We start from the raw sequence: 22559 nt of genomic DNA on the forward strand, positions 1-22559 counted from the left end.
GAATGCATCGCGCCCGCAAACGTTTTGGCCAGAATTTTTTGCAGGATGATGGAATTATTTATTCCATCGTTGCTTTAATTAATCCAGGCCCAGATATGCACGTGATTGAGATTGGTCCTGGGCTTGGCGCCTTAACAATTCCTCTGCTGAGAAATCTTGACCAACTTGATCTCCTAGAAATCGACCGTGACTTAGTCGCGTATTGGAATCAGAAAAATCTCAATGGCCTAAAAGTAATTGAAGGTGATGCCCTAAAGTTTGATTTTCTGGAATGGGCGCAGAATCGCCCTGAGAAAAAAGGATTCTGTAAGGTAGTTGGTAACTTGCCTTACAACATCTCTTCACCATTGTTGTTCCATCTTGTTTCTGCCGCCTCAAAAATTGATGAGCAAGTATTTATGTTGCAAGCTGAAGTTGTTGAGAGAATGGTGGCAAAGGCAGGAAGCTCTGATTTCAGTAGGCTATCAGTCATGCTGCAGGCCCGCTACGATATGGAGTTAGTCTTGGAGGTTCCCCCCGAGGCTTTTGATCCTCAGCCAAAAGTAAACTCTGCCGTGGTACGGATGATCCCGCGCCAAGACTTTGATTTGAGCAATGCTCAGTGGGGAGTTTTAGAGCAAGTAGTTGCTGCAGCCTTTTCTCAAAGAAGAAAAATGTTGCGCACTAACCTACAGGCTTTTGCAGAGAGATTGAATTTGACTGAGTTGGAGCTAAAAGCGAGAGCTCAGGATATTACCGTTGAGCGCTATATTGAGTGGGCTAAAGTCTTAGCGGCTTAAGCGAGCTTATTTGTAAGCTTTGGGATCAATCACCCGCATTTCAGATTCGATCCAGCCCTCAACTTCTTGTTGTAACTCCTCTCCTGACTTGCCTTCAGAAAGAATGGCTGGTCCAATCGAAAAGATCACAGTGCCAGGTTGCTTTAAAAAGCTGTTTTTGGGCCAAAAATTACCTGCGTTATGTGCAATCGGAATAACCAATGCGCCCGTAGCGCTCGCAAGGCGTGCACCACCTTTGCGATAAGGTTTGGTTGATCCCCGAGGCGTTCTAGTGCCCTCCGGAAATAGCATGATCCATTTACCTTCACCAAGACGTTTACGACCTTGACTGGCAACTGAGAGCGCTGCAGTTTGTTTGTTTGCGCGATTGATGTGAATCATTTTGAGTAAAGCTAAAGCCCAGCCAAAAAAAGGAATCCAAAGTAATTCACGTTTGAAGACAAAGCAAAGTTGCTTTGGAAGGAGTGCAATATAAGCAATCGTTTCGTAAGCAGACTGGTGCTTGCTCAGAATGACGACGGGTTTATCAAGTACTGCACGCATGTGCTCCATGCCACGAATTTCATAGCGGATGCCACAAAGATGCCACAAGAGCCAAATCACCACTTTGTTCCAAATACCAATGAAGTTATAGCGATTTTCTGGGCTCAGAAAAGGAAATGCCAACATGCAGAGTATTGACCAAATTGGAGTAAAGATCAGAAGAAATAAGGCAAAGAGAGTAGAGCGTAAATAGATCATATTTTTCTATACGTTACCGTTCAAAAGTGCGCTTGTAAATGCCATAAGATCAGCATGAATTTGCGTGCCTTCAGGTAAGTTGCCTTTATCCAAAGTTTTTTGACCCTTGCCAGTCAATACTAGATGGGGTGTAGCTCCCAGGGCAATACCAGCCTGAAGATCTCGTAAGGAGTCACCCACAATGGGCACACCTAAGAGTGGCTGAGTACTATCCGATTTTTTATAACGTAAAGCAATTTCTTTCATCAGGCCAGGAGCGGGCTTACGACAATCGCAGCCATGTGAATCCATATGAGGGCAAAAGAAGATGCTATCAATATGCCCACCTAAGGGCTGAAGAAGCTTATCCAGCTTGTTATGCATCGCATGTAATTCATTGATCGTGAAATAACCTCTAGATAAGCCGGACTGATTAGTGGCAATTGCTATTTGATAGCCCGCTTGATTGAGTAGTGCAATGGCTTCTAAGCTTCTTGGTAGGGGAATCCATTCATCAACCGACTTAACATAATCATCACGATCTTCATTGATCACGCCATCGCGATCGAGAATAATAAGCTTGGAAGAGCTGATGCTCATGCTAATTTGCCGAGATCGGCAACGAGATTCATTTTCTGGTGAAGTTGTTGCAGGAGAGCTAGGCGGTTATCACGCAGCTCAGGATTGGGATCCATCACCATTACATCAGCAAAGAACTGATCAATCGGCGCACTTAAAGCAACCAGTGCCTTTAATAGTTCAACAAATTGACGCTTCTCATAGGCGGCGCTGAGAGTAGGATTAATAGCTTCCAAGGCTTTATGTAGTTGAGCTTCTGCAGGTATTTGTAATAACTTTGCAGAGCATGCCGTAGGAATAGCGGTAGTTGTTTTCTTCAAAATATTGCTAATGCGTTTATTTGCGGCAGCAAGTTGGGCAGCTTCAGCTAGAGCGTTAAATTCACGCAAAGCAGTTAAACGTTGAATCAAGTCATTGATTTGCGCTGGTTCTTGACTTAGAACGGCATCGATTTCGGCACTGGTAAATGGTTCGCCAGCAACGGATTGATCACGTAAATACGCGCGCAGACGATCAATGATGAATGCATAAATGTCAGCAGCATTTGCTTTATCTTGCACATCTTTTTGTGGGAACTGCGCACGGGCTAACTCAATTAGAGCAGGCAGACTCAGAGACAAATTCTTTTCTAAAAGTAAGCGGCAAATACCTAAAGCATGACGACGTAATGCATATGGGTCTTTGTCGCCGGTTGGCGCAAGTCCAACACCCCAAATGCCTACTAAGGTTTCAAGCTTATCGGCAATGGCTAGGATGGTTCCAGTTACCGTCTGTGGCAGAGCGTCGCCTGCAAAGCGCGGCATATAGTGCTCGCTACATGCGGCGGCAACTTCCGGATTTTCGCCATCATGCATTGCATAGTAGCGCCCCATGATGCCCTGTAGCTCAGGAAATTCACCAACCATATCGGTTAGTAAGTCAGTCTTTGCAATTTCGGCGGCTCGACTCGCGAGCTTTTCATCGGTATTAAGTTTTTTTGCAATGCCAACAGCAAGCGCCTGAACGCGCTGGGCGCGCTCAAGTTGATTACCCAATTGATTGTGATAGACCACCTTACCAAGATCAGCAACGCGAGCAGCTAAGGGGCGCTTCTGATCTTGTTGGAAGAAGAAGCGTGCATCCGAAAGACGTGGACGCACAACGCGCTCATTACCGGAGATGATGGCTTGTGGTTTGGCAGTTTCAATATTGGAAACAATCAAGAAGCGATTGCGCAACTTACCTTGTTTATCAGTCAATGCAAAATACTTTTGATTGGTTTGCATTGTCAAAATTAAGCATTCTTGCGGCACTTCCAAGAATTCTTGATCAAAGTGACACTCATAAATAGCGGGCCATTCAACCAGAGAGGTCACCTCATCTAGAAGGCTATCAGGCATTAAAACTAAGTCATCACCAGCGGCCTTTAAAAGGGCTGCCTCGATTTGAGCTCTACGTTGATTAAAGCTAGGAATTACCTTAGCCTTAGTTTGCAAATCATTTTCATATTGATCTGCAGTAGCGATAGTCACATTACCTGGCGCTAGGAAGCGATGCCCTTCAGTTTGGTTGCCAGCATCAATTCCCAGACTGCTGATCTTGAGAACCTGATTACCATGTAAAGCAATAATGCGATGGGCTGGACGAGCAAATTGCACATCTGCTAATTGACCATTTTTCTGAAGTACTTGATAGTGCATCATTTTGGCAATTGGTAATTTATTCAGCGTTTGCTCAAGCGCAGTTTGCGCGGTATGTTCTAGTGCCGCACCTTTAGCGATCACATTCAGATACAGAGCCTCATTTTTACCTTCACCAGCTTTTTCAAGGGTGGCAATATCGATATCACGATAACCAAGTGCACCTAATTTTTTTAGTAAAGGCGGAGTCGCTTTTCCTTGAGCATCAAAGGCAATGCTTGTCGGTAATAGTTTTTCACGTACGGGGTAGTCGGGCGCTTGATCCAAAACATTGCTGATTTGAACCGCCAGGCGACGAGGTGTAGCAAAGCTAGCTACCTTCGATGCCTCATTGGCTAAGCCAGCAGTCTTTAAGACTGAAAAGATCCCCTCACTAAAAGCATCGCCTAAGCGACGTAAGGACTTCGGAGGGAGTTCTTCAGTGAATACTTCAATTAATAAAGTAGCAGACTGTGTAGGAGAATTGGTTGTGCTCATAAATGGATTACTTCAGTCTTGATGCCTAAGCTTTGACCTGGCGTTGACACATTGGGAAGCCGAGCTTTTCACGAGATTCAAAATAAGCTTGAGCGACTGAGCGAGAAAGATTGCGGATACGGCCAATATAGGCTGCACGTTCGGTTACTGAAATAGCGCCACGTGCATCAAGGAGATTAAAGGTGTGCGCCGCCTTGAGAACCATTTCATAAGCGGGAAGAGCGAGCGGCACTTCCATCAAGCGTTTTGCTTCGCCCTCATAATTTGTAAAGTTTGCAAATAGCAAATCAGTATTGGAGTGTTCAAAGTTATAGCAAGATTGCTCCACTTCGTTTTGGTGATACACGTCACCATAAGAAATACCATCTGCCCAAACGAGGTCATAAACGTTTGAACAATTTTGAATGTACATCGCCAAGCGTTCGATTCCGTAAGTAATTTCGCCCAGAACAGGTTTGCAATCCAAACCGCCTACTTGTTGGAAATAAGTGAACTGAGTTACTTCCATGCCGTTTAACCATACTTCCCAGCCCAGACCCCAAGCGCCGAGTGTCGGATTTTCCCAGTCGTCTTCTACAAAACGAACATCATTCTCTTTGAGATCTAGTCCTAATGCTGCTAGTGATCCCAGATAGAGCTCGAGAATATTTTCAGGGGCAGGCTTGAGGACAACTTGATATTGATAGTAGTGTTGTAAGCGATTTGGGTTTTCTCCATAGCGGCCATCTTTAGGTCGCCGGGACGGCTGAACATAAGCTGCTTTCCAAGGCTCTGGACCAATGGCGCGTAAGAAAGTTGCGGTGTGGGATGTGCCTGCGCCGACTTCGAGGTCGATAGGCTGCAATAGGGCACAACCTTGTTGGTCCCAATAATCTTGAAGTTTGAGAATGATTTGCTGAAAAGTAAGCATGATTAACCTGGCTAAGCCGTTGATTTTACATGGCTAGCAGGGGATATAGTCAAAAATGACTAAAAACGTCGATGACGAATCAGGCCCCAGATCAGTAGGAGGCAAGAAAAGCTCAAAATTGGGAAATTACCCCAAATGACATAAGGCGTTTTACCGTCATAGGCCTGAATCTCCGCGCTTAAGCTTGCTTGGGCAAATTCAGGGAGGGCTGCGAGTACCTTGCCATTAGAGCCCAATACTGCAGTGATGCCAGTATTGGTAGCCCGCAGGGCCGGTAAGCCAGTTTCGAGTGAGCGTAATTGAGAGAGTCGTAATTGCTGGGTAGGCGCTTGTGATTTACCAAACCAAGCCAGATTCGTTAAATTGATCAGCAAATTTGTTGGATGGGGGTTATTCCGAATGCGACTAGCAAGCTCGCCACCAAAAACATCCTCATAGCAAATAGTGATCGCTGCATAAAGTGAATCTTGCTTCTGTCTTCTGATGATGAAGTTATCTTGCGCATCACCACCCCTTGCAAAATCACTTAAGGGAACGCTAAAAGCATTAACGAACCAATGAAAACCGGGCGGAATAAATTCTCCAAAAGGCACTAGGTGATTTTTGTCGTATTGATATGCATCTTGGGAGGGAGAAAGGCCCAGAGCTCGGTTAGAAAATTCTCTTCCGTTGTTGGGATTGGCGTGGCGCCCAATGACACCAAAGAGTAAGTTGGTGTGAGTGTTGTTAGACAAGCCTTGAAGGCTTTCTATCAGTCCAGCCGGGAGATTGGTCACTGGCCAAGCAAAGGCAGTCTCTGGTGAGATAACCAGCTCAGCGCGAGATTGCATCATGGCATTGCTATAAAAATGAATTTGTTTTAGAACACCCTCGGGGTTAGTGAACATGCTTTGTGGAAAATTCCCTTGTACAAGTTCAACCTTGAGCGGCTCACCAATTGGCTTAGTAAAACTCCAAAAACTGGAGCCAATAGTCATCAAGCCCACTAGCGTCAGCGTCGAGACGCAATAACGAGGATATTGATTGAGTTGAAAGATTTGCCAGGCCGCATGCACCGCTAAAAAAGTACAAGCCAAGCCGCCAAAATAAGGAGCGACTGCTGCAAATGGCCCATTCACTTGTGCTTCCGCAAAACCCATCCAAGGAAATCCTGTAAATATCTCTCCGCGCAAATATTCACTGACTGCCCAGCTTGCTGCTAAAAATAAACCGGATATGTGGGAGCTTTTAAAGATCCGAATCGATAAACAGGCGACCGAGAAGTAGAGAGAGACATAAGCGGATAGTAAAAAAACAGCTACGCCGGACAGAAGAGCATTCATGCCACCTATATCGTGCATGCTGATATACAGCCACCAAAGCCCAACAACAAAGTAGCCGATACCAAAAATCAGGCTAGAGGAAAAATACTGTTTTATGGAGCAATCTTTTAGTAGGCTAAGTCGCCACCAAATAATGCTTAGAAGTGGGATCTGAATCCAGCCACCATAGGGTAGTTCTGCTACTACAGCTAGTAGGGCGCCTAAAATAAATAGCGTGAGGAGTGCTACTGCATTCAATTGTTGATGGGTCTTGCCTGAATACAGATCAACCAAGGTAATTCTCAATCAGTAGATTTGGGTGTTTGGCGTGCCAACAAAATATGAACTTGCCGTGGGTCAGCTCGTAGCACCTCAAACTCAATTCCATTCATTGCAATACGTTCACCAATTTTGGGAACGCGACCCAGATGCTGAACAACAAGACCAGCTACAGTTTCAATATCTTCTACTGCAAATTCTGTGCCGAGCGCTTCATTGAATTGCTCCAGCTCAGTAATGCCTTTTACCCTAAGGTCGCCGTTATCTAGAGAGATGATGTTATCGGCCTCTTCATCGATATCGTGTTCATCTTCAATATCACCGACGATTTGTTCAAGCACATCTTCAATAGTAATAATGCCGGCGATCCCACTATATTCATCGACCACAACAGCCAAATGATTGCGGTTGTCTTTAAAGTCACGCAATAAAACACTCAAACGCTTTGATTCAGGAATAAAGACTGCTGGACGTAACCAGTCCCGAACCTGAAAATCTTTTTCTGTTGCGTGACGCAGTAAATCTTTGGCCAATAAGATGCCAATGACATTATCGCGACTACCTTCAAATACTGGAAAACGGGAGTGTGCTGCTTCTATAACAGTTTTAATGAGATCAGCAAGGGGCAGGTTGATATCAATCCAATCGATTTGGGCGCGTGGCACCAGGATATCGCGTGCACATAACTGACCAACTTGAAATACGCCCTCAATCATGGAGAGCGCATCAGCATCAATTAGGCCTTCGATTTGCGCTTCGCGTAAGGTGGCAATTAATTCTTGACGACGTTCGTTAGGGCTCGTTGGCTGTGGCGTTAAAAACTCGGCCAGGCGATCTAAAAGGGATTTATTGGGGTCAGGCATGTTGCAAGAATAGCGTAGAAATAAGTTAAATCAATAAAAGCAGTTGGGATAATGTATTACTGGGCCAGATAGGGGTTTGTAAAGCCCAACTGGCGCAAGATTTTGACCTCAAGCGCCTCCATCTTTTTGGCATCCTTTTGATTTTCATGATCGTATGCTTGCGCATGAAGGCAACCGTGCACGATCAAGTGAGCCAAATGGGCTTTAAGTGATTTATTTTGTTCTTTTGCTTCTTTTTGAACAACAGGCAAGCAAAAAATAATATCTGCAGCCAATGCAGTTTTAGAAAGCTCATACGGAAAGGTCAATACATTGGTTGCGTAATCTTTTTTACGAAAAGTGCAGTTGAGTTTTTTGCCTTCTGCAGCATTTACAAAGCGGAGTGTTAATAATCCATCATAGTGAGTTGCAGTCTTAATCCATTTTCTGATTAAGGTAGCTGAGGCAATCTTGGATAGCGCCGCTTCAATAGCGGGACTTGCATACTGAATATCAATGGTGAGTTTAGTTGGCATGTGCTTCAACCAGTTCGCCTCTGAGTGTGTAATTGAGGACCTCGGTAATTCGAATATCAACCATTTGCCCAATCAGCGATTCAATTTCTTGATCAGGGGCCATGAAATGCACAACACGATTATTCTCAGCCCGACCTTGTAAGTTGACACCATCTTTTGCTAGGCCTTCAATTAACACTCTTTCAGTATTGCCAAGCATTTTTTGACTAATGTGATTCGCTTGCTCTTCAACTAGTGCCAACAGTGTTTGAAGGCGCTTGAGTTTAGTTTCGTACGGAGTGTCATCAGTCAGATTTGCTGCTGGGGTTCCTGGGCGCGGACTGAAGATGAAGCAAAAGCTATTGTCAAACTCGAGCTCTCGAACCATCCTTAAGAGTTTCTCAAAGTCTGCTTCGGTCTCGCCCGGAAAGCCCACAATGAAATCGCTTGATAAGGTTAAATCTGGTCGAACAGCCCGCATTTTGCGAATGATGCTCTTATATTCCAGGGCGGTGTAGCCGCGCTTCATAGCAGATAACACCGAGTCAGACCCATGTTGAACTGGTAGATGTAAGTGGCTTACCAGCTTGGGAACTTTTGCATAGACATCAATGAGGCGTTGTATAAATTCTTTAGGGTGACTCGTAGTAAAACGAATTCTCTCGACTCCAGGAATATCAGCAATGTATTCGATGAGTAAAGCAAAGTCTGCAATCTCCTCAGTGCCACCCATTTTGCCAAGGTAAGCATTGACATTCTGACCAAGCAAAACAATTTCTTTTACACCTTGACTAGCTAGACCGGCAACTTCAGTCAGAACATCATCAAATGGTCTCGATACTTCTTCTCCTCGAGTATAGGGAACTACGCAGTAGCTACAGTATTTGGAGCAGCCTTCCATAATTGATACATAGGCAGACCCACGAGTTTGCCGAGACGCTGGAAGATGATCAAACTTTTCAATTTCAGGAAAAGAGATATCCACTTGAGAGATGCCGGTCTTGCGGCGTTCTGCTAGTAGGTCTGATAAACGGTGTAATGTTTGTGGCCCAAAGACGACATCAACATACGGTGCGCGACTCACAATTTGCTGACCCTCTTGGCTAGCAACGCAACCGCCAACTCCAATTAATAAATTGGGTTTAGTTTTTTTAAGTTCACGCAAACGTCCTAAATCGGAGAAGACTTTATCTTCAGCCTTTTCTCGAATAGAACAAGTATTGAGAAGAACAACATCGGCGTCTTCTGGTGTATCGGTCATGACCATGCCTTCATCGGCATGTAAGAGGTCGGCCATCTTGCCCGAGTCGTACTCGTTCATTTGACAGCCAAAGGTTTTGATATAGAGCTTTTTCATATGCCGTTCTCAGGTTTATAACTGGGGGCGAAGCTCAGATTTTACTGTCTATAGGAGTCGATAGGCCAGAATCGCCACTAGCGTGGGTGGCAATGCTGCAATTAGTAGATAGAGAGCTGATACAGCCCCATTTGGAAAGTATTGGCGCAAGATCGCAATTCCCGCTGGATTAGGCGCATTAGCTATCACGGTCAGTCCGCCACCGGCAACCGCACCACCTACCAAGGCTAGCTTGAACTCTAGGGTGGTGCCTGTAACTAGTGATCCCAAATAAGTCAGCGCCGCATTATCGGTAATTGCTGTAAGTGCAAGGCTGCCATAAAAGACTTCCGTAGGGCTCATCTTTTCAAGGATGGGTTGCAACCACCAACCTTGTAATGCGCCGAGCACTACTAAGCCCGCCAAGAAAAATCCAACTAGTAATGCCTCTTTCACGATGAGTGGGTTTTGATGTTTTGGATAAGCAGTGGTGTATCCAATAAAGAACAGTAATATCCACATAAAAATGATGGGGTCATGAGCAAACACGACAACACCCAGTAAAAATAGTAAGTGCATCACAATCACGGCTACTGGAATTTTGCTTTGCTTTGTAGAATTACTTGGCTCAATAAGTTCTTTATGAAATAGTAGTGTTGCCCCCAGTGCGTTGATAAAAATTGCAACGCAAGATTCAATACCAAAGTTGGCAAACATAAATGCTGAGGTCCATCCCCAGGTTGAGGCAACCATCAGCACTGGCGGTGCTGCAAAGTTGGTGAGTGTTCCGCCAATAGAAATATTTACAAAGAGAACGCCTAGCGTTCCAAAGAGCAATCCTGTTGAGCATTTGTGTCGATATACCAAGTCACGCAATAGAAATGCAGCTAATGTCATGGCAGCAGGCTCAGTAATGAATGAGCCCAGTAATGGGGTAATTGCGAGCGTTAGAAAATATAAAGCGGGCGCACCTCTGATGCGTAGAACAAGCATTAGCATTTTCGCAAGCAGGTGCAAAATCTCAGTAGAGATAAATAAAATTGGCTTACTGGCCGCCACGATCATGATGGCAAAGACAAATAAGGGTTCTGTAAAGTTACGCTGATCTAAAAATATTCTTGCAGTATTTAAATCATCAATAAAAGAGATGAAGATAATGAGGATGGCTGCCCAGAAGCCAAAAACAATTTCGACTTCTCCCAGCAAATGCCACAGTCCAGCATGGGACCGTGATTTTTTAGCTAGCGTCTCAAAATAACCGGTACAAAAAGTATGTAAAACTGCAATGGCAAAAATAATACTTGCGCCAAGCTCTGTAGGGGTAAAGTTCATAGCAGAATGGTAGCAGGTGATGTGCTGCTTTATGACATTGTTACTTTAGGAGATTTTGGTGAAATTAAAGGTTGGCTATGAAGAGCTCATTGCCCGCGCGATGGCTGAAATTGAAACAGTCCCGCAAGAAAAGGCTCAGGCCTTGCTAGGCGACCCTGATACCGTATTTGTTGATATTCGTGATGTACGGGAATTAGAGCGTGAGGGCATGATTCCCAATGCCATGCATGCTCCAAGAGGAATGCTGGAGTTTTGGGTGGATCCAGACAGCCCCTATTACAAGCCGATTTTTGGTGAAGGTAAGCGCTTAATTCTTTATTGCGCTTCTGCATGGCGTTCTGCATTGGCTACCGAGACCTTACAGAAAATGGGAGTGCCGAGAGTGTCACATCTAGAGGGCGGCTTTAGCGCCTGGAAAAAAGCTCAACTGCCTACAGTCGATAAAGCAAGCAAGTCCCATTCAGCGTGAATCTGAAATCAGGTAAATAATCAGCATTATTAAATTCATTTGAGGTAAGTATGAGAAAAGTAGAGTCGCAGTTTGGCGAAGGCCCGCTCCAACAAAAATTAAGCACAGGTGATTTGCATTTTTTATCGGATGCAGAAGTCGTTAAGGGTGGTGGTGGGACTGGGCCAAGCCCCCACGAATATTTAGGCGCTGCTTTGGCAGCCTGTACCAGCATGACTTTAAAAATGTACGCCAGTCGTAAAGCAATGAGTCTAGAGAACGCAATCGTTACCGTTGATATTGAGCGTAGTGATGAGATTGAAAAATTTGCGCGTGATATTCAGTTGATTGGTAATTTAAGCGCAGAAGAAAAAGAACGCTTAATGGAAATTGCCGATAAGTGCCCTATCCATAAGGCCCTAGCGGGGCAGATCCAAATAAAAACCCAGCTTGTAAATTAATACAAGCTGGGTAGTTTTTGATGCAACGCGCGTTTTAGTTCGGTGCTTTAGCTGGCTGATTATTTTTCCCTGCTTTGTAACCAGAGTTGTACTCAGAAGCCTGCTCTTTTTTGTAGGCATCGTATACATAACCTGAGGCTGCGCCAACAGCGGCGCCACCCACTGCACCCCAAATAGGATTGCCGTGGAAAATGGCTGTACCAACTGCACCAGCTGCAGCGCCAATACTGGCGCCTGAAAGAGTGCGTTGTTCTGTATTGCTCATGTTTGAGCAACCTGCAATAGCTAAAGTTGCTACTGTAACCGCGATAATTTTTTTCATATCAACTGATCCTTTAAATAGATTGTGAGTTTGCTAAGTGCTGTGAATTATTTTCTGGCGCAAGGAAAGCGTCCCGCCATAAATCCTAAGAACACCCCTGCGGCTGGTTTGTCAGCTACTTGTTGATTCGATTGCGCAAACTTTACAAAGTCACCAATCACTTCATCGCGTGCTGGAGCAGGCTGTTTAACGCAAATAAATGGCTTGGCACGTTGTGGATGGCGAGTTGCTAAATAAGTTTCATATACGGCAGTAGTAAATCCAATGCAGAAGCTGCGAGATTCTGGGCTAGCGGGATATTTGCAAACATTGACTAATTCTTGGGTGCTCAATACTTTGATGGTTTCTTGGGCCTGAGCTAGGCCAGAAAATGCCGCGAGAGCAGCTAAAACAATGAGGACTTTCTTCATGGGTTCTCCCTTAGGTGTATGAAATTTGATCATAAACCATATATTAGGCCAATTAGCGCACTAAATAGGTGCATTTTGCACTTCTTTGGGATTATTTTTTCCCCATAATGATGCAAAAAATCAAAGGGGAAATTTCATGGAAATTTTGAAAACGGGCAGCGATGCTTTATTCATTTTGCTTGGCGCCATCATGGTTCTTGCTATGCACGCAGGTTTTGCGTTCTTGGAGCTGGGGACTGTTCGTAAAAAGAACCAAGTAAATGCGCTCGTCAAAATCTTAGTCGACTTCGCAGTGTCGACAATTGCGTATTTCTTCATTGGATACAGCATTGCTTATGGTGTGAACTTTTTCTCTGGCGCGGAATTACTGGCTGAGAAAAATGGTTATGAGTTGGTGAAATTTTTCTTCTTGCTTACTTTTGCTGCAGCTATTCCTGCAATTATTTCTGGTGGTATTGCAGAGCGCGCTAAATTTAATCCACAACTCATTGCAACATTTGTGTTGGTTGGTTTTGTTTATCCGTTCTTTGAAGGTATTGCGTGGAATCAGCATTACGGCATTCAGGCTTGGATCAAAGGCTTTACTGGCGAAGAGTTTCATGACTTTGCAGGTTCAGTTGTAGTTCATGCAGTTGGTGGCTGGATCGCCTTACCTGCAGTGATTCTCCTGGGCGCGCGTCGTGGCCGTTACACCAAAGAAGGGCAAATTTCTGCGCATCCACCTTCAAGCATTCCATTCTTAGCTTTAGGTGCATGGATTTTGGCAGTAGGTTGGTTTGGTTTTAATGTGATGAGCGCACAGACGATTGATAAGATCAGCGGCTTAGTTGCCATGAACTCATTGATGGCAATGGTTGGCGGCACTTTAGCCGCTTGGGTTGTAGGTCGTAATGACCCTGGCTTTACCTATAACGGCCCTCTTGCAGGTTTGGTCGCTGTTTGTGCCGGCTCAGATTTAATGCATCCAGTTGGCGCATTGGTTGTTGGCTTGGTTGCGGGTGCATTATTTGTTTACATGTTTACCTTGGTGCAAAACCGCTGGAAGATTGATGACGTTCTCGGCGTATGGCCATTGCATGGTCTGTGTGGACTTTGGGGTGGATTGGCTGCCGGTATTTTTGGAACCAAAGCGCTGGGTGGTATTGGTGGCGTTACCTTTACGGGCCAATTAATTGGAAGCGCTATCGGTGTAGGTGTTGCCCTCATTGGAGGCATTGTGGTTTACGGAGGGCTCAAGGCAGTGCTCGGTATTCGGATGTCTCAAGAAGAAGAATATGAAGGTGCTGATTTAAGCGTGCATCGTATTTCTTCTACTCCAGACCGCGAGCCTAACTGGTAGCTTGAAGTCTTTATAGATAGCCTGATTCATACCTATAATGAGTCATGGCTATATTTGAACTAGACGGAAATGCCCCTCAGTTATCTGAGGGCGCTTGGGTTGCTGAAAGTGCTGAGGTTATTGGGAAGGTAGAGCTCCATAAAAATGCGAGCATCTGGCCAAAGGTGGTTATTCGCGGCGATAACGATCTCATTCAAATCGGCGAAGGCAGCAATGTGCAAGACGCATCTGTTTTGCATACTGATCCTGGTTATCCGCTCATCATTGGTAAGAACGCTACGGTAGGCCATCAAGTCATGCTTCATGGATGTCATATTGGCGATGGAAGTCTTATCGGCATTGGCGCCGTTATCTTGAACGGCGCAAAGATTGGGAAGCATTGTTTGGTAGGTGCCGGAGCTCTGGTGACTGAAGGTAAAGAGTTTCCAGATGGCTCAATGATTATTGGCTCACCTGCTAAAGCAGTAAAGACCTTAAGTCCCGAGCAGATCGCTGGCATTGAAGATATTGCAGCTCGCTATGTTAAGAACGCACAACGTTACATCAAGACACTCAAAAAGATTTCTTAAGAATGTGATGAGATGTTCGCATGTTTAGTGCAAACATCTCATCTCAATAGCTGAAAAATTAGCCTCTGCCGACAAAGGGCATATTGGTTGCCATAATCGTCATGGAGAGAATATTGCTCTCTAGTGGAAGTTGAGCCATATGCAGCACCGCCTCACCCACATGATCTACATCCATACGTGGCTCAACCTTAATTGATTGATCGGCCTGCATAATGCCAGCAGCCATACGCTCAGTCATTTCGGTTGCGGCATTGCCAATGTCAATTTGACCGCAAGCAATATTGAATGGACGCCCATCCAATGCAATGGTTTTAGTCAAGCCACTAATTCCATGTTTGGTAGCGGTGTAAGGAGCAGACATTGGTCTTGGAGCATGCGCAGAAATTGAGCCGTTATTAATAATTCTGCCGCCTTGAGGAGATTGCGCTTTCATCATGCGAATTGCTTCTTGAGAGCATAAGAATGCACCGCAGAGGTTGGAGTTCACAACATTCATCCACTGTTCATAGGTGAGGTCTTCCATCGGAATCGCTGGAGCGCCAATACCGGCATTATTGAAAAGGACATCAATGCGCCCAAAACGTTCTTTGAGAGCCGCAAATAATTTCTTAACTTGATCTGGATTGCCAACATCGCAAGTGATCGCAAGACAGTTTTCGCTAGTGCCGCCAATAGTAGTAATTGCTTTTTCTAGTTTTTCTAAGTTGCGCCCAGTCAGTACAACCTGATAGCCACCTTTAAGAAGGGCTTTGGCTGCAGCTCTTCCAATACCTACTCCAGCGCCGGTGACGAGTGCTACTTTATTATTTTGTGGCATTGCTTTCTTTCTAATGAATGTCTCGGATAAATTCTATATTGCCTTACATTTACTTAGGTAATGGTAAAGCAGTTTTATAACGCACTTGTTTTAATGCAAAGCTAGAGCGAATTTTTTCAATCCCAGGAATTGGCGTTAGTTGCTCAAGGATGAATTTTTCCAGTGCGCCCATATCAGCCACTGCTACACGAATCAGATAATCACTATCGCCAGTCATGAGATAGCACTCCATCACCTCATCGTGTTCCGAGATGCGTTGTTCAAATTCCCCTAAAGCTTCTTTAGACTGTTCTTTAAGGCTAATGGAGATAAAGACGTTTAAGCCAAGCCCCAAGATTTTAGGGTCTGCCAGCGCTACATAGTTTCTGATGACGCCTTTATCTTTTAGAGCTTTGACGCGCATGAGGCAGGGTGATGGGGATAGGTGAACCCGCTTAGCGAGCTCTACATTGCTGTGAGAGCTGTCATTTTGAAGTTCATTCAAAATTCTGATATCTATGGGATCAAGCTTCATAAAATTCCTTGAATATTAATAATATCGGCATATTATGCTGAAAATTATGATTTATGGCCAATAATTAGCATCCTATTTTGTCTGTAATCCAACAAAATAAAGCCTTAGATGCAGCTGTAAATCTTTGGAGGGGTTGTGGGTATTGAAATTGCGTTTCCAGGAATCCAGGAGGATCAGGTCAGAGCTGGACTTGAGTTTTGGGCCGGCCCTTCGACTAGAAAATTTGCCCGTGAATTTGGTGTCGATATCCAGCAGGTTCGGGGTAGTGGCCAACGAGGGCGCATCACCAAAGAAGATATTCAGCAATTTATTAAACACTCCATGTTGGCAAGAGGGAGTGCATCTACACAGAGCACTCAGGGCATTGCAGGATTTGATCTTTTACCTTGGCCTAAAGTCGACTTTACTAAGTTTGGAGAAATAGAGCGCCAAGCGCGTAGCCGCATTCAGAAAGTATCGGCCGCTAATCTGGCACGTAACTGGGTCATGATCCCAGCAGTAACGTATCACGATGATGCTGACATTACTGATCTTGAAGAGTTTCGTACCGCATTAAATCAAGAAAATCAGAAAGATGGGGTGAAGATTACTTTATTGGCTTTCCTTATTAAGGCTGTAGTAGCCGCTCTTAAGAAATACCCAACATTCAATTCTTCGCTTGATGGTGAAGATCTCATTCTGAAAAAATATTTTCATATTGGATTTGCAGTGGATACCCCGGGTGGTCTCGTTGTCCCGGTGATTCGTAATGTGGATCAAAAGGGTATTCAGGAGATTGCAAATGAGACGGCTAGCCTTGCGATGCTAGCCCGAGAAGGAAAGCTTAAGCCAGATCAGATGCAGGGTGCCTCCTTTACGATCTCTTCATTGGGTGGTATTGGTGGCACTTATTGCGCCCCGATTGTGAATGCACCTGAAGTGGCTATTCTGGCGGTGAATAAGTCTGCTGTGAAGCCTGTATGGGATGGCAAGCAATTTGTTCCACGTCTGATTTGCCCGCTCTCTATGACTGCCGATCATCGCGTCATAGATGGCGCTTTAGCAACGCACTTCACTGCGCACCTGAGTCAGTTGTTGGGTGATTTTCGCAAGGTGATGTTATGAACTTCAAAGATAAAAAGTTACAGAGGAATTTTTCATGAACGCTCCCGACATTAAAAAATACTTAAATCTCGAGCATATCGATACCGATCCTGTAGAAACTGCAGAGTGGAACGAGGCATTTATGGATTTACTGGCCTCGGGTGATAGTGCGCGCGCTAAGTTTATTTTGGATAGCTTGTTAAGGCTTGCTAACAAAAATCAAATCAATTGGGTGCCCGACCTAGTCACGCCCTATATCAATTCCATACCAGTAGATGAGCAACCGCCATTCCCAGGGGATTTGGTAATCGAAGAAAAGCTGGCTTCATTGATGAGATGGAATGCGCTGGCGATGGTAGCAAAAGCAAATGAAGCTTATGGTGAGCTGGGCGGCCATATTGCTAGCTATGCTAGCGCTGCGGATTTATTTGAGGTTGGGTTTAATCATTTTTTCCGCGCAAGGACTGAGGGTGGCGATGCAAAAGAGCGTGGAGACTTGGTTTTCTTTCAACCGCATAGTGCGCCAGGAGTATATGCGCGCGCCTATTTAGAAGGAAGGCTGACTGAAAATGATCTTGCGCATTACAGGCGCGAGATTACTGCGCCTGAGTCTGGTGCAAGAGGTTTATCTAGCTACCCCCATCCTTGGTTGATGCCCGATTTTTGGCAATTCCCAACAGGCTCTATGGGAATTGGTCCAATCAGTTCTATTTACCATGCACGCTTTATGCGCTATCTCAGTGATCGTAAATTATTAGACTGCTCTACTAGAAAAGTCTGGGGCGTTTTTGGTGATGGTGAGATGGATGAGCCAGAAAGTATGAGTGCACTGACATTAGCCTCTAGAGAAAAGCTGGATAACTTAGTTTGGGTGGTCAATTGCAACTTACAACGCCTAGATGGCCCAGTGCGCGGTAACGGCAGAATTATTGATGAGCTAGAAAAACTATTCCGGGGTTCTGGTTGGAACGTAATTAAATTGGTTTGGGGTAGCGATTGGGATGGACTGTTTGCTAGAGATACCACGGGAGCTCTAGTAAAAGCCTTTGCTCAAACCGTTGATGGTCAAATGCAAACCTTTGCTGCAAAAGATGGCAGCTTTAATCGTAAAAATTTCTTTGGCCAAAATGAAGAATTGGCTCGTCTTGCTCAAGGCATGACCGATGAGCAAATTGATCGACTGAAAAGAGGCGGTCATGATTTAGTCAAAATTCATGCGGCTTATCAAGCTGCAGCCAACCATGTGGGTCAGCCAACAGTGATCTTGGCGCATACCAAGAAGGGCTACGGTATGGGCAATGCTGGCCAAGGAAAAATGACGACGCATAGCCAGAAGAAGCTAGATGATGAAGCATTAATTGAGTATCGCAACCGTTTCAACTTGCCATTAACTGACGAGCAGGCAACGAGCCTGACTTTCTTTAGGCCTGATGAAAATAGTGAAGAGCTGAAATATCTAAAAGAACAGCGTAATAAGCTTGGCGGGCAATTGCCTAAGCGCTATTCGGAATGCGACAAATTAAATGTCCCAGATATCAATTCCTATGCAGCGTTTGCGATTAAGGCTGAAGACAAAGAGATGTCTACCACGATGGCTTTTGTGCGCATGCTTGGCAATTTACTAAAGGACAAAGCTCTGGGACCTCGCGTGGTGCCAATTGTTGCCGATGAAGCGCGTACTTTTGGAATGGCCAATTTATTTAAACAGGTTGGCATTTACTCGAGCGTAGGTCAGCGCTATGAGCCGGAAGATATTGGTTCAGTATTGAGCTATCGCGAGGCATTAGATGGACAAATCCTGGAAGAGGGCATTAGTGAGGCGGGTGCTATTGCCAGCTGGACTGCTGCAGCAACTAGCTATAGCGTGCACGGCATTGCCATGCTGCCTTTTTATATTTATTACTCCATGTTTGGCTTTCAAAGAATTGGTGATGCTATTTGGGCGGCAGCCGATCAACGTGCCAGAGGATTTTTATTGGGCGCCACCTCAGGTAGAACAACATTAGGTGGTGAGGGGCTACAACATCAAGATGGCAGTAGTCAGCTCATTGCTGCAACCATTCCCAATTGCAAAGCATATGACCCCGCTTTTGCCGGTGAGTTAGCAGTGATTGTCGATCAAGGGATGCGCGACATGTTGATAGATCAAAAAGATTTGTTCTATTACATCACTCTCATGAATGAAAACTATGCTCAGCCTGATTTACCTGACAATGCAGCTGAGGGTGTGATTCGGGGTTGCTATAAATTTAAGACCCTTCAGGCTGCCAGTGGTGATAGCAAGTCTTGCGTAAGCCTGCTCGGTTCTGGTGCCATCATGACTGAGGTACTAAAGGCAGCAGAGATGCTTGCCAGTGATGGTATCAATGTCGATATTTTTAGTGTGACCAGTTGGAGTGAATTGTCTCGAGATGGCAAGCTGAAAGAGCAGGCAAGACTCTCTGGCAATACCAGTGATGTGCAGGCGTACATTTCAGAGGTGCTAGCTCAAGGCCATGGTCCGATTGTGGCTGCCACTGACTATGTACATGCGCTACCGGAAAGCATACGTGCATATATTCCTGAGGGCAGAGGATATATGACGCTCGGTACCGATGGTTTCGGTAGAAGCGATACAAGAGCGGCATTACGTGAGTATTTTGGTGTGAATGCGAACAGCATTTATAAGGTGGCGAAAGAATCATTGAAAAACTAATCTTTCACTTGATGCCTTATGATCACTTTATTATTTGTTATTACCGAATTTTCTGGAGATTTTTAGATGTCCCTTATTCAAAAGCTCAAAGCACGCGCCGCTAACAACAACCCTGTGCGTGTGGGCATTATTGGTGCTGGTAAGTTTGGCTCAATGTATCTTTCACAGGCACGACGTACTCCAGGTATTCATTTAGTTGCAGTCGCTGATTTATCCCCTGCTCGCGCAAAAGAATCGCTTGCTCGCGTAGGCTGGGATGCCCCTCGCTATAGCGCAACTTCACTACAGGATGCAGCCAAGTCGGGCGCTACCTTTGTGACTGACGACGCAGAAAAAATGATTGCTAGTGAGTACATTGATATCGTGATCGACTCTACTGGTAGTCCGGCAGCTGGTATTCGTCATGCCCTACTTTGTTTTGATCATCGCAAGCACATCATTATGGTCAATGTGGAAGCGGATGTATTGGCTGGACCATTGCTTGCCCGTAAGGCGGCAGAGGCTGGTGTGATTTATTCCATGGCTTCTGGAGATCAGCCAGCGCTCATCGCAGAATTAGTAGACTGGGCAAGAACCATTGGCTTAGAAGTAGTATGTGCAGGCAAGGGCACTAAATATCTACCCATCTATCATCAGTCCACTCCAGATACTGTCTGGGGGCATTACGGATTTTCTGAGGAACAAGTTGCTAGCGGCGACTTTAATGCCCAAATGTTCAATTCATTTTTGGACGGTACTAAATCCGCTCTAGAAATGGCTGCAGTATCGAATGCTTGTGATTTAAGTCCTCCTAGCAATGGCTTAGAGTTCCCGCCTTGTGGAGTCGATGACTTGCCACATATCTTCCGACCAATTTCTGAAGGCGGCATTCTGAAGCAAAAAGGAACTGTTGAGGTTGTTTCTTCGGTTGAGAGAGATGGGCGTCCTGTATTTAGAGATTTGCGTTGGGGTGTTTTTGCGGTGTTTGAAGCACCAAGTCAATATGTCATTGATTGCTTCTCACAATATGGCCTAAAAACGGATAGCACTGGTAAATATGCGGCGATGTACAAGCCTTATCACTTGATCGGCTTGGAGCTGGGTATTTCGGTGGCAAGCATTGCAGTACGAGGAGAGGCTACTGGAGCGACTGGTGATTGGAGGGGTGATGTAGTGGCTACTGCTAAGCGCACTCTGAGAGCTGGTGAGAAATTAGATGGAGAAGGTGGCTTTACTGTTTATGGAAAGCTGATGACTGCTGCAGATTCACTCAAGCTGGGTGCTTTGCCAATTGGTTTGGCACATAACATGGTATTAAATAAAGATATTCTCGCTGGCAAGCCGGTGTGTTGGAGTGACGTGAATTACGATGCCACTCAGCAGGCTATTCAATTTCGACGCGAAATGGAAAAAGTGTTTGCTTAGATCTTAGGTGGATATGGTGCGATGGTTCCAGATCAACCAGATGCCTGAAGAAGCAATCAAAATCATGCCAACGACGCTTAAGCCATCGGGTAGCTCGCCAAAAATGAGATAGCCATAAGCAACTGCCCAGATCAGTTGTAAGAAAACCAAAGGAGTTAGTTTGTAAGGCCGCATTTTGTATAAGGCCAGCACAACCAATAGGTGTGCAAATCCACCAAATAATCCTATCAAACCAAATAAGACATATTCATACGCAGGCAGGGCTGGAAGCGGAGCCGCAAGCGGTAGTAATGAGGTGGAGATCACGAGCCCAACGATGCCGCTATAAAAGAAAGTTGTGTACTCTGAGTCTTCAACCAATTTTCTTGTAGAGAGCTGAAAGATGGCATTCAGAAATGCCATGAGAACCAGTAGCAGCGCTGCTATATGAAAAATTGCTGATCCTGGCCTGGCAATAAAGAGAATGCCCAGGAATCCTAATGCGGCAACAAACCAATCTTTGAGTCCAACGCGCTCGCCCAAAATGGGTCCCGATAAGATTGCAACCCAAATCGGAGCAGTGAATGTAATGGATGATGCCTCAGCTAGGGGTAGCCAATTGAGTCCTGCAAAAAATAAGGCAGCCGTTGCAACTAGCAAGCAAGAGCGAAAAAGTTGCAGGCCTAAATTTTGAGTGCGCCAGAAATTTTTTCCCAAAAAGTACCAGGCTATCGGAGCTGCCAGCAATAGTTGACCAAAAAATCGAGCCCAGACTACAGCGATGAGATTGGTGTCTTGAACCAAAATCTTAGCCATTGCATCTACAGTAGAAAAGCAGATACCACTCAGAATAAAAAGAAAAATCGGTGATTTCACTCTGCAGAAACTCCTGCTTTAGCGCATATCCATTCCTTAAAGCGCTTAATTTTTTGACTGTTTTTTGTATTCGAGCGATAGGATAAAAAATGAGTTCTATCGGTAGTGGGTAGAAAGATTCCCTTGCCTAATTCAACTAACTCACCACGTGAGATTTCTCTTTCAGCAAAGCGTACGCTCTCTAATACGGCGCCTATGCCGTCGACAGCAGCTGATACTGAAAGGGCTGCACGATCAAATGACATTTTTCTACTTGATGGATTTTTGAGTTGATTGATCTCAAACCACTGCTCCCATGTATGGTGATTGAGTGAGGACTCAATCAGAGTTAACTTACTCATTAACTCTTCCACTGGAATTTTGGGATCAATTAATTCGGGCGAGCACAGCGGCATAATTTTTTCTTCACCTAAGGAAAGGGAAGTAATTCCGGGGCCTTCATGAGTGGATTGATAAGAGATCGCAATATCAATTTCTTGATTGCGCAACAGATCAATAGGCTCAGCTCCAGAAGTTAGTCGAATGGTGATGTCGGGATTATTTTTAATGAACTCCGGTAGTCTTGGGCTAAGCCACTTGGCAGCAAAACTGGGGGAGCAGTGCAAGGCAAGAACTTGTGAACTTGGAGCGAGAGTCACTTCACTGCATGCTGCTTCAATGACATCAAATACTCTTGAAAGCGAATCTAATAGACGTCGCCCTTCGGCTGTCGGTTCTACTTTGCGATTCTTTCGTAAAAATAGTGGCTTACCAAAGTAGTCTTCGAGCTCTCTAATCTGATGACTAATGGCCGATTGAGTGAGGTGTAGCTCCTTAGCGGCTAAGGTAAAGCTTTCAAGGCGCGCGGCCGCCTCAAAAGCCCGTAGCAGCACATAATTTGGCATTTTTCTCAT

General features: G+C 45.0%; 22 protein-coding genes and 1 pseudogene. 8 read left to right on the forward strand and 15 right to left on the reverse strand.

Going from position 1 to position 22559, the window contains the following annotated elements:
• Positions 1–2 precede the first annotated feature (2 nt).
• Complete coding sequence (rsmA, locus tag ICN13_RS07290; RefSeq protein WP_216139733.1) at positions 3–779, forward strand: 16S rRNA (adenine(1518)-N(6)/adenine(1519)-N(6))-dimethyltransferase RsmA; 777 nt, start codon at positions 3–5, stop codon at positions 777–779.
• 6 nt (positions 780–785) lie between these two features.
• On the opposite strand, the gene ICN13_RS07295 is transcribed toward rsmA, so the two are convergent.
• From ICN13_RS07295 to ICN13_RS07335, 9 genes are read right to left on the reverse strand one after another with little or no spacing between them, the layout of a single operon-like run.
• Positions 786–1520: a 1-acyl-sn-glycerol-3-phosphate acyltransferase gene (locus tag ICN13_RS07295; protein WP_216139734.1), complete on the reverse strand. Its 735-nt coding sequence runs from the start codon at positions 1518–1520 to the stop codon at positions 786–788.
• 6 nt (positions 1521–1526) lie between these two features.
• Complete coding sequence (gene gmhB, locus ICN13_RS07300) at positions 1527–2099, reverse strand: D-glycero-beta-D-manno-heptose 1,7-bisphosphate 7-phosphatase (protein WP_216139735.1); 573 nt, start codon at positions 2097–2099, stop codon at positions 1527–1529.
• Positions 2096–4234: a glycine--tRNA ligase subunit beta gene (gene glyS, locus ICN13_RS07305; RefSeq protein WP_216139736.1), complete on the reverse strand. Its 2139-nt coding sequence runs from the start codon at positions 4232–4234 to the stop codon at positions 2096–2098. Before glyS ends, gmhB begins: the two co-directional genes overlap by 4 nt.
• Before the next feature lie 25 nt (positions 4235–4259).
• A complete protein-coding gene (gene glyQ / locus ICN13_RS07310; protein ID WP_216139737.1) occupies positions 4260–5144 on the reverse strand; it encodes a glycine--tRNA ligase subunit alpha in 885 nt (294 codons plus the stop codon).
• Between the two features lie 59 nt (positions 5145–5203).
• Positions 5204–6751, reverse strand: a complete 1548-nt coding sequence (lnt, locus tag ICN13_RS07315; RefSeq protein ID WP_255534082.1) for an apolipoprotein N-acyltransferase — start codon at positions 6749–6751, stop codon at positions 5204–5206.
• Positions 6748–7587 (reverse strand): HlyC/CorC family transporter, encoded by an 840-nt coding sequence (locus ICN13_RS07320; protein WP_216139738.1) that lies wholly within the window; start codon positions 7585–7587, stop codon positions 6748–6750. The genes lnt and ICN13_RS07320 overlap by 4 nt, the downstream gene beginning before the upstream one ends.
• Before the next feature lie 56 nt (positions 7588–7643).
• Entirely contained in the window at positions 7644–8102 is a 459-nt protein-coding gene (ybeY, locus tag ICN13_RS07325; RefSeq protein ID WP_216139739.1) for an rRNA maturation RNase YbeY, read from the reverse strand.
• The gene (miaB, locus tag ICN13_RS07330) at positions 8092–9438 is read right to left on the reverse strand and encodes a tRNA (N6-isopentenyl adenosine(37)-C2)-methylthiotransferase MiaB (protein WP_216139740.1); all 1347 of its coding nucleotides are present in this window, start codon (positions 9436–9438) and stop codon (positions 8092–8094) included. The genes ybeY and miaB overlap by 11 nt, the downstream gene beginning before the upstream one ends.
• Positions 9439–9486: 48 nt before the next feature.
• Entirely contained in the window at positions 9487–10749 is a 1263-nt protein-coding gene (locus ICN13_RS07335) for a putative Na+/H+ antiporter (RefSeq protein ID WP_216139741.1), read from the reverse strand.
• 58 nt (positions 10750–10807) lie between these two features.
• Between ICN13_RS07335 and ICN13_RS07340 the strand changes: the two genes are divergently transcribed.
• The gene (locus tag ICN13_RS07340; protein ID WP_216139742.1) at positions 10808–11218 is read left to right on the forward strand and encodes a rhodanese-like domain-containing protein; all 411 of its coding nucleotides are present in this window, start codon (positions 10808–10810) and stop codon (positions 11216–11218) included.
• A gap of 50 nt (positions 11219–11268) precedes the next feature.
• Positions 11269–11658, forward strand: coding sequence for an OsmC family protein (locus ICN13_RS07345; RefSeq protein ID WP_216139743.1), 390 nt, complete (start codon positions 11269–11271; stop codon positions 11656–11658).
• Positions 11659–11692: 34 nt separating this feature from the next.
• Here the strand turns inward: ICN13_RS07345 and ICN13_RS07350 are convergent, their stop codons facing one another.
• Both ICN13_RS07350 and ICN13_RS07355 read right to left on the reverse strand, forming a co-directional pair.
• Entirely contained in the window at positions 11693–11980 is a 288-nt protein-coding gene (locus tag ICN13_RS07350; protein ID WP_216139744.1) for a membrane lipoprotein lipid attachment site-containing protein, read from the reverse strand.
• Positions 11981–12027: 47 nt separating this feature from the next.
• Positions 12028–12390: a Rap1a/Tai family immunity protein gene (locus ICN13_RS07355; RefSeq protein ID WP_216139745.1), complete on the reverse strand. Its 363-nt coding sequence runs from the start codon at positions 12388–12390 to the stop codon at positions 12028–12030.
• A gap of 136 nt (positions 12391–12526) precedes the next feature.
• Here ICN13_RS07355 and ICN13_RS07360 point away from each other — a divergent pair, with 136 nt between their 5' ends.
• Positions 12527–13729: an ammonium transporter gene (locus ICN13_RS07360; protein WP_216139746.1), complete on the forward strand. Its 1203-nt coding sequence runs from the start codon at positions 12527–12529 to the stop codon at positions 13727–13729.
• 44 nt (positions 13730–13773) lie between these two features.
• Positions 13774–14298 carry a gamma carbonic anhydrase family protein gene (locus tag ICN13_RS07365; RefSeq protein ID WP_216139747.1) on the forward strand — a complete coding sequence of 175 codons (525 nt, stop codon included), beginning with the start codon at positions 13774–13776 and terminating at the stop codon, positions 14296–14298.
• A 58-nt stretch (positions 14299–14356) separates the two neighbouring features.
• Here ICN13_RS07365 and ICN13_RS07370 read toward each other — a convergent pair whose 3' ends face one another.
• Together ICN13_RS07370 and ICN13_RS07375 are read right to left on the reverse strand one after the other, a co-directional pair.
• Positions 14357–15115, reverse strand: a complete 759-nt coding sequence (locus ICN13_RS07370; RefSeq protein ID WP_216139748.1) for an SDR family oxidoreductase — start codon at positions 15113–15115, stop codon at positions 14357–14359.
• 49 nt (positions 15116–15164) lie between these two features.
• Complete coding sequence (locus tag ICN13_RS07375) at positions 15165–15629, reverse strand: Lrp/AsnC family transcriptional regulator (RefSeq protein ID WP_216139749.1); 465 nt, start codon at positions 15627–15629, stop codon at positions 15165–15167.
• Between the two features lie 201 nt (positions 15630–15830).
• Here ICN13_RS07375 and ICN13_RS07380 point away from each other — a divergent pair.
• The 3 genes and pseudogenes from ICN13_RS07380 to ICN13_RS07390 all read left to right on the forward strand — a co-directional run.
• Positions 15831–16733, forward strand: a pseudogene (locus ICN13_RS07380) (2-oxo acid dehydrogenase subunit E2); the annotation flags it as partial.
• A 34-nt stretch (positions 16734–16767) separates the two neighbouring features.
• Entirely contained in the window at positions 16768–19407 is a 2640-nt protein-coding gene (gene mdeB, locus ICN13_RS07385; RefSeq protein WP_216139750.1) for an alpha-ketoglutarate dehydrogenase, read from the forward strand.
• Positions 19408–19473: 66 nt separating this feature from the next.
• Complete coding sequence (locus tag ICN13_RS07390) at positions 19474–20811, forward strand: NAD(P)H-dependent oxidoreductase (RefSeq protein WP_216139751.1); 1338 nt, start codon at positions 19474–19476, stop codon at positions 20809–20811.
• 3 nt (positions 20812–20814) lie between these two features.
• Here the strand turns inward: ICN13_RS07390 and ICN13_RS07395 are convergent, their stop codons facing one another.
• Together ICN13_RS07395 and ICN13_RS07400 are read right to left on the reverse strand one after the other, a co-directional pair.
• Entirely contained in the window at positions 20815–21666 is an 852-nt protein-coding gene (locus tag ICN13_RS07395) for a DMT family transporter (protein ID WP_216139752.1), read from the reverse strand.
• A complete protein-coding gene (locus tag ICN13_RS07400; RefSeq protein ID WP_255534083.1) occupies positions 21663–22559 on the reverse strand; it encodes a LysR substrate-binding domain-containing protein in 897 nt (298 codons plus the stop codon). Before ICN13_RS07400 ends, ICN13_RS07395 begins: the two co-directional genes overlap by 4 nt.

This window comes from Polynucleobacter sp. MWH-Berg-3C6 (assembly GCF_018881855.1).
GTDB lineage: Bacteria > Pseudomonadota > Gammaproteobacteria > Burkholderiales > Burkholderiaceae > Polynucleobacter.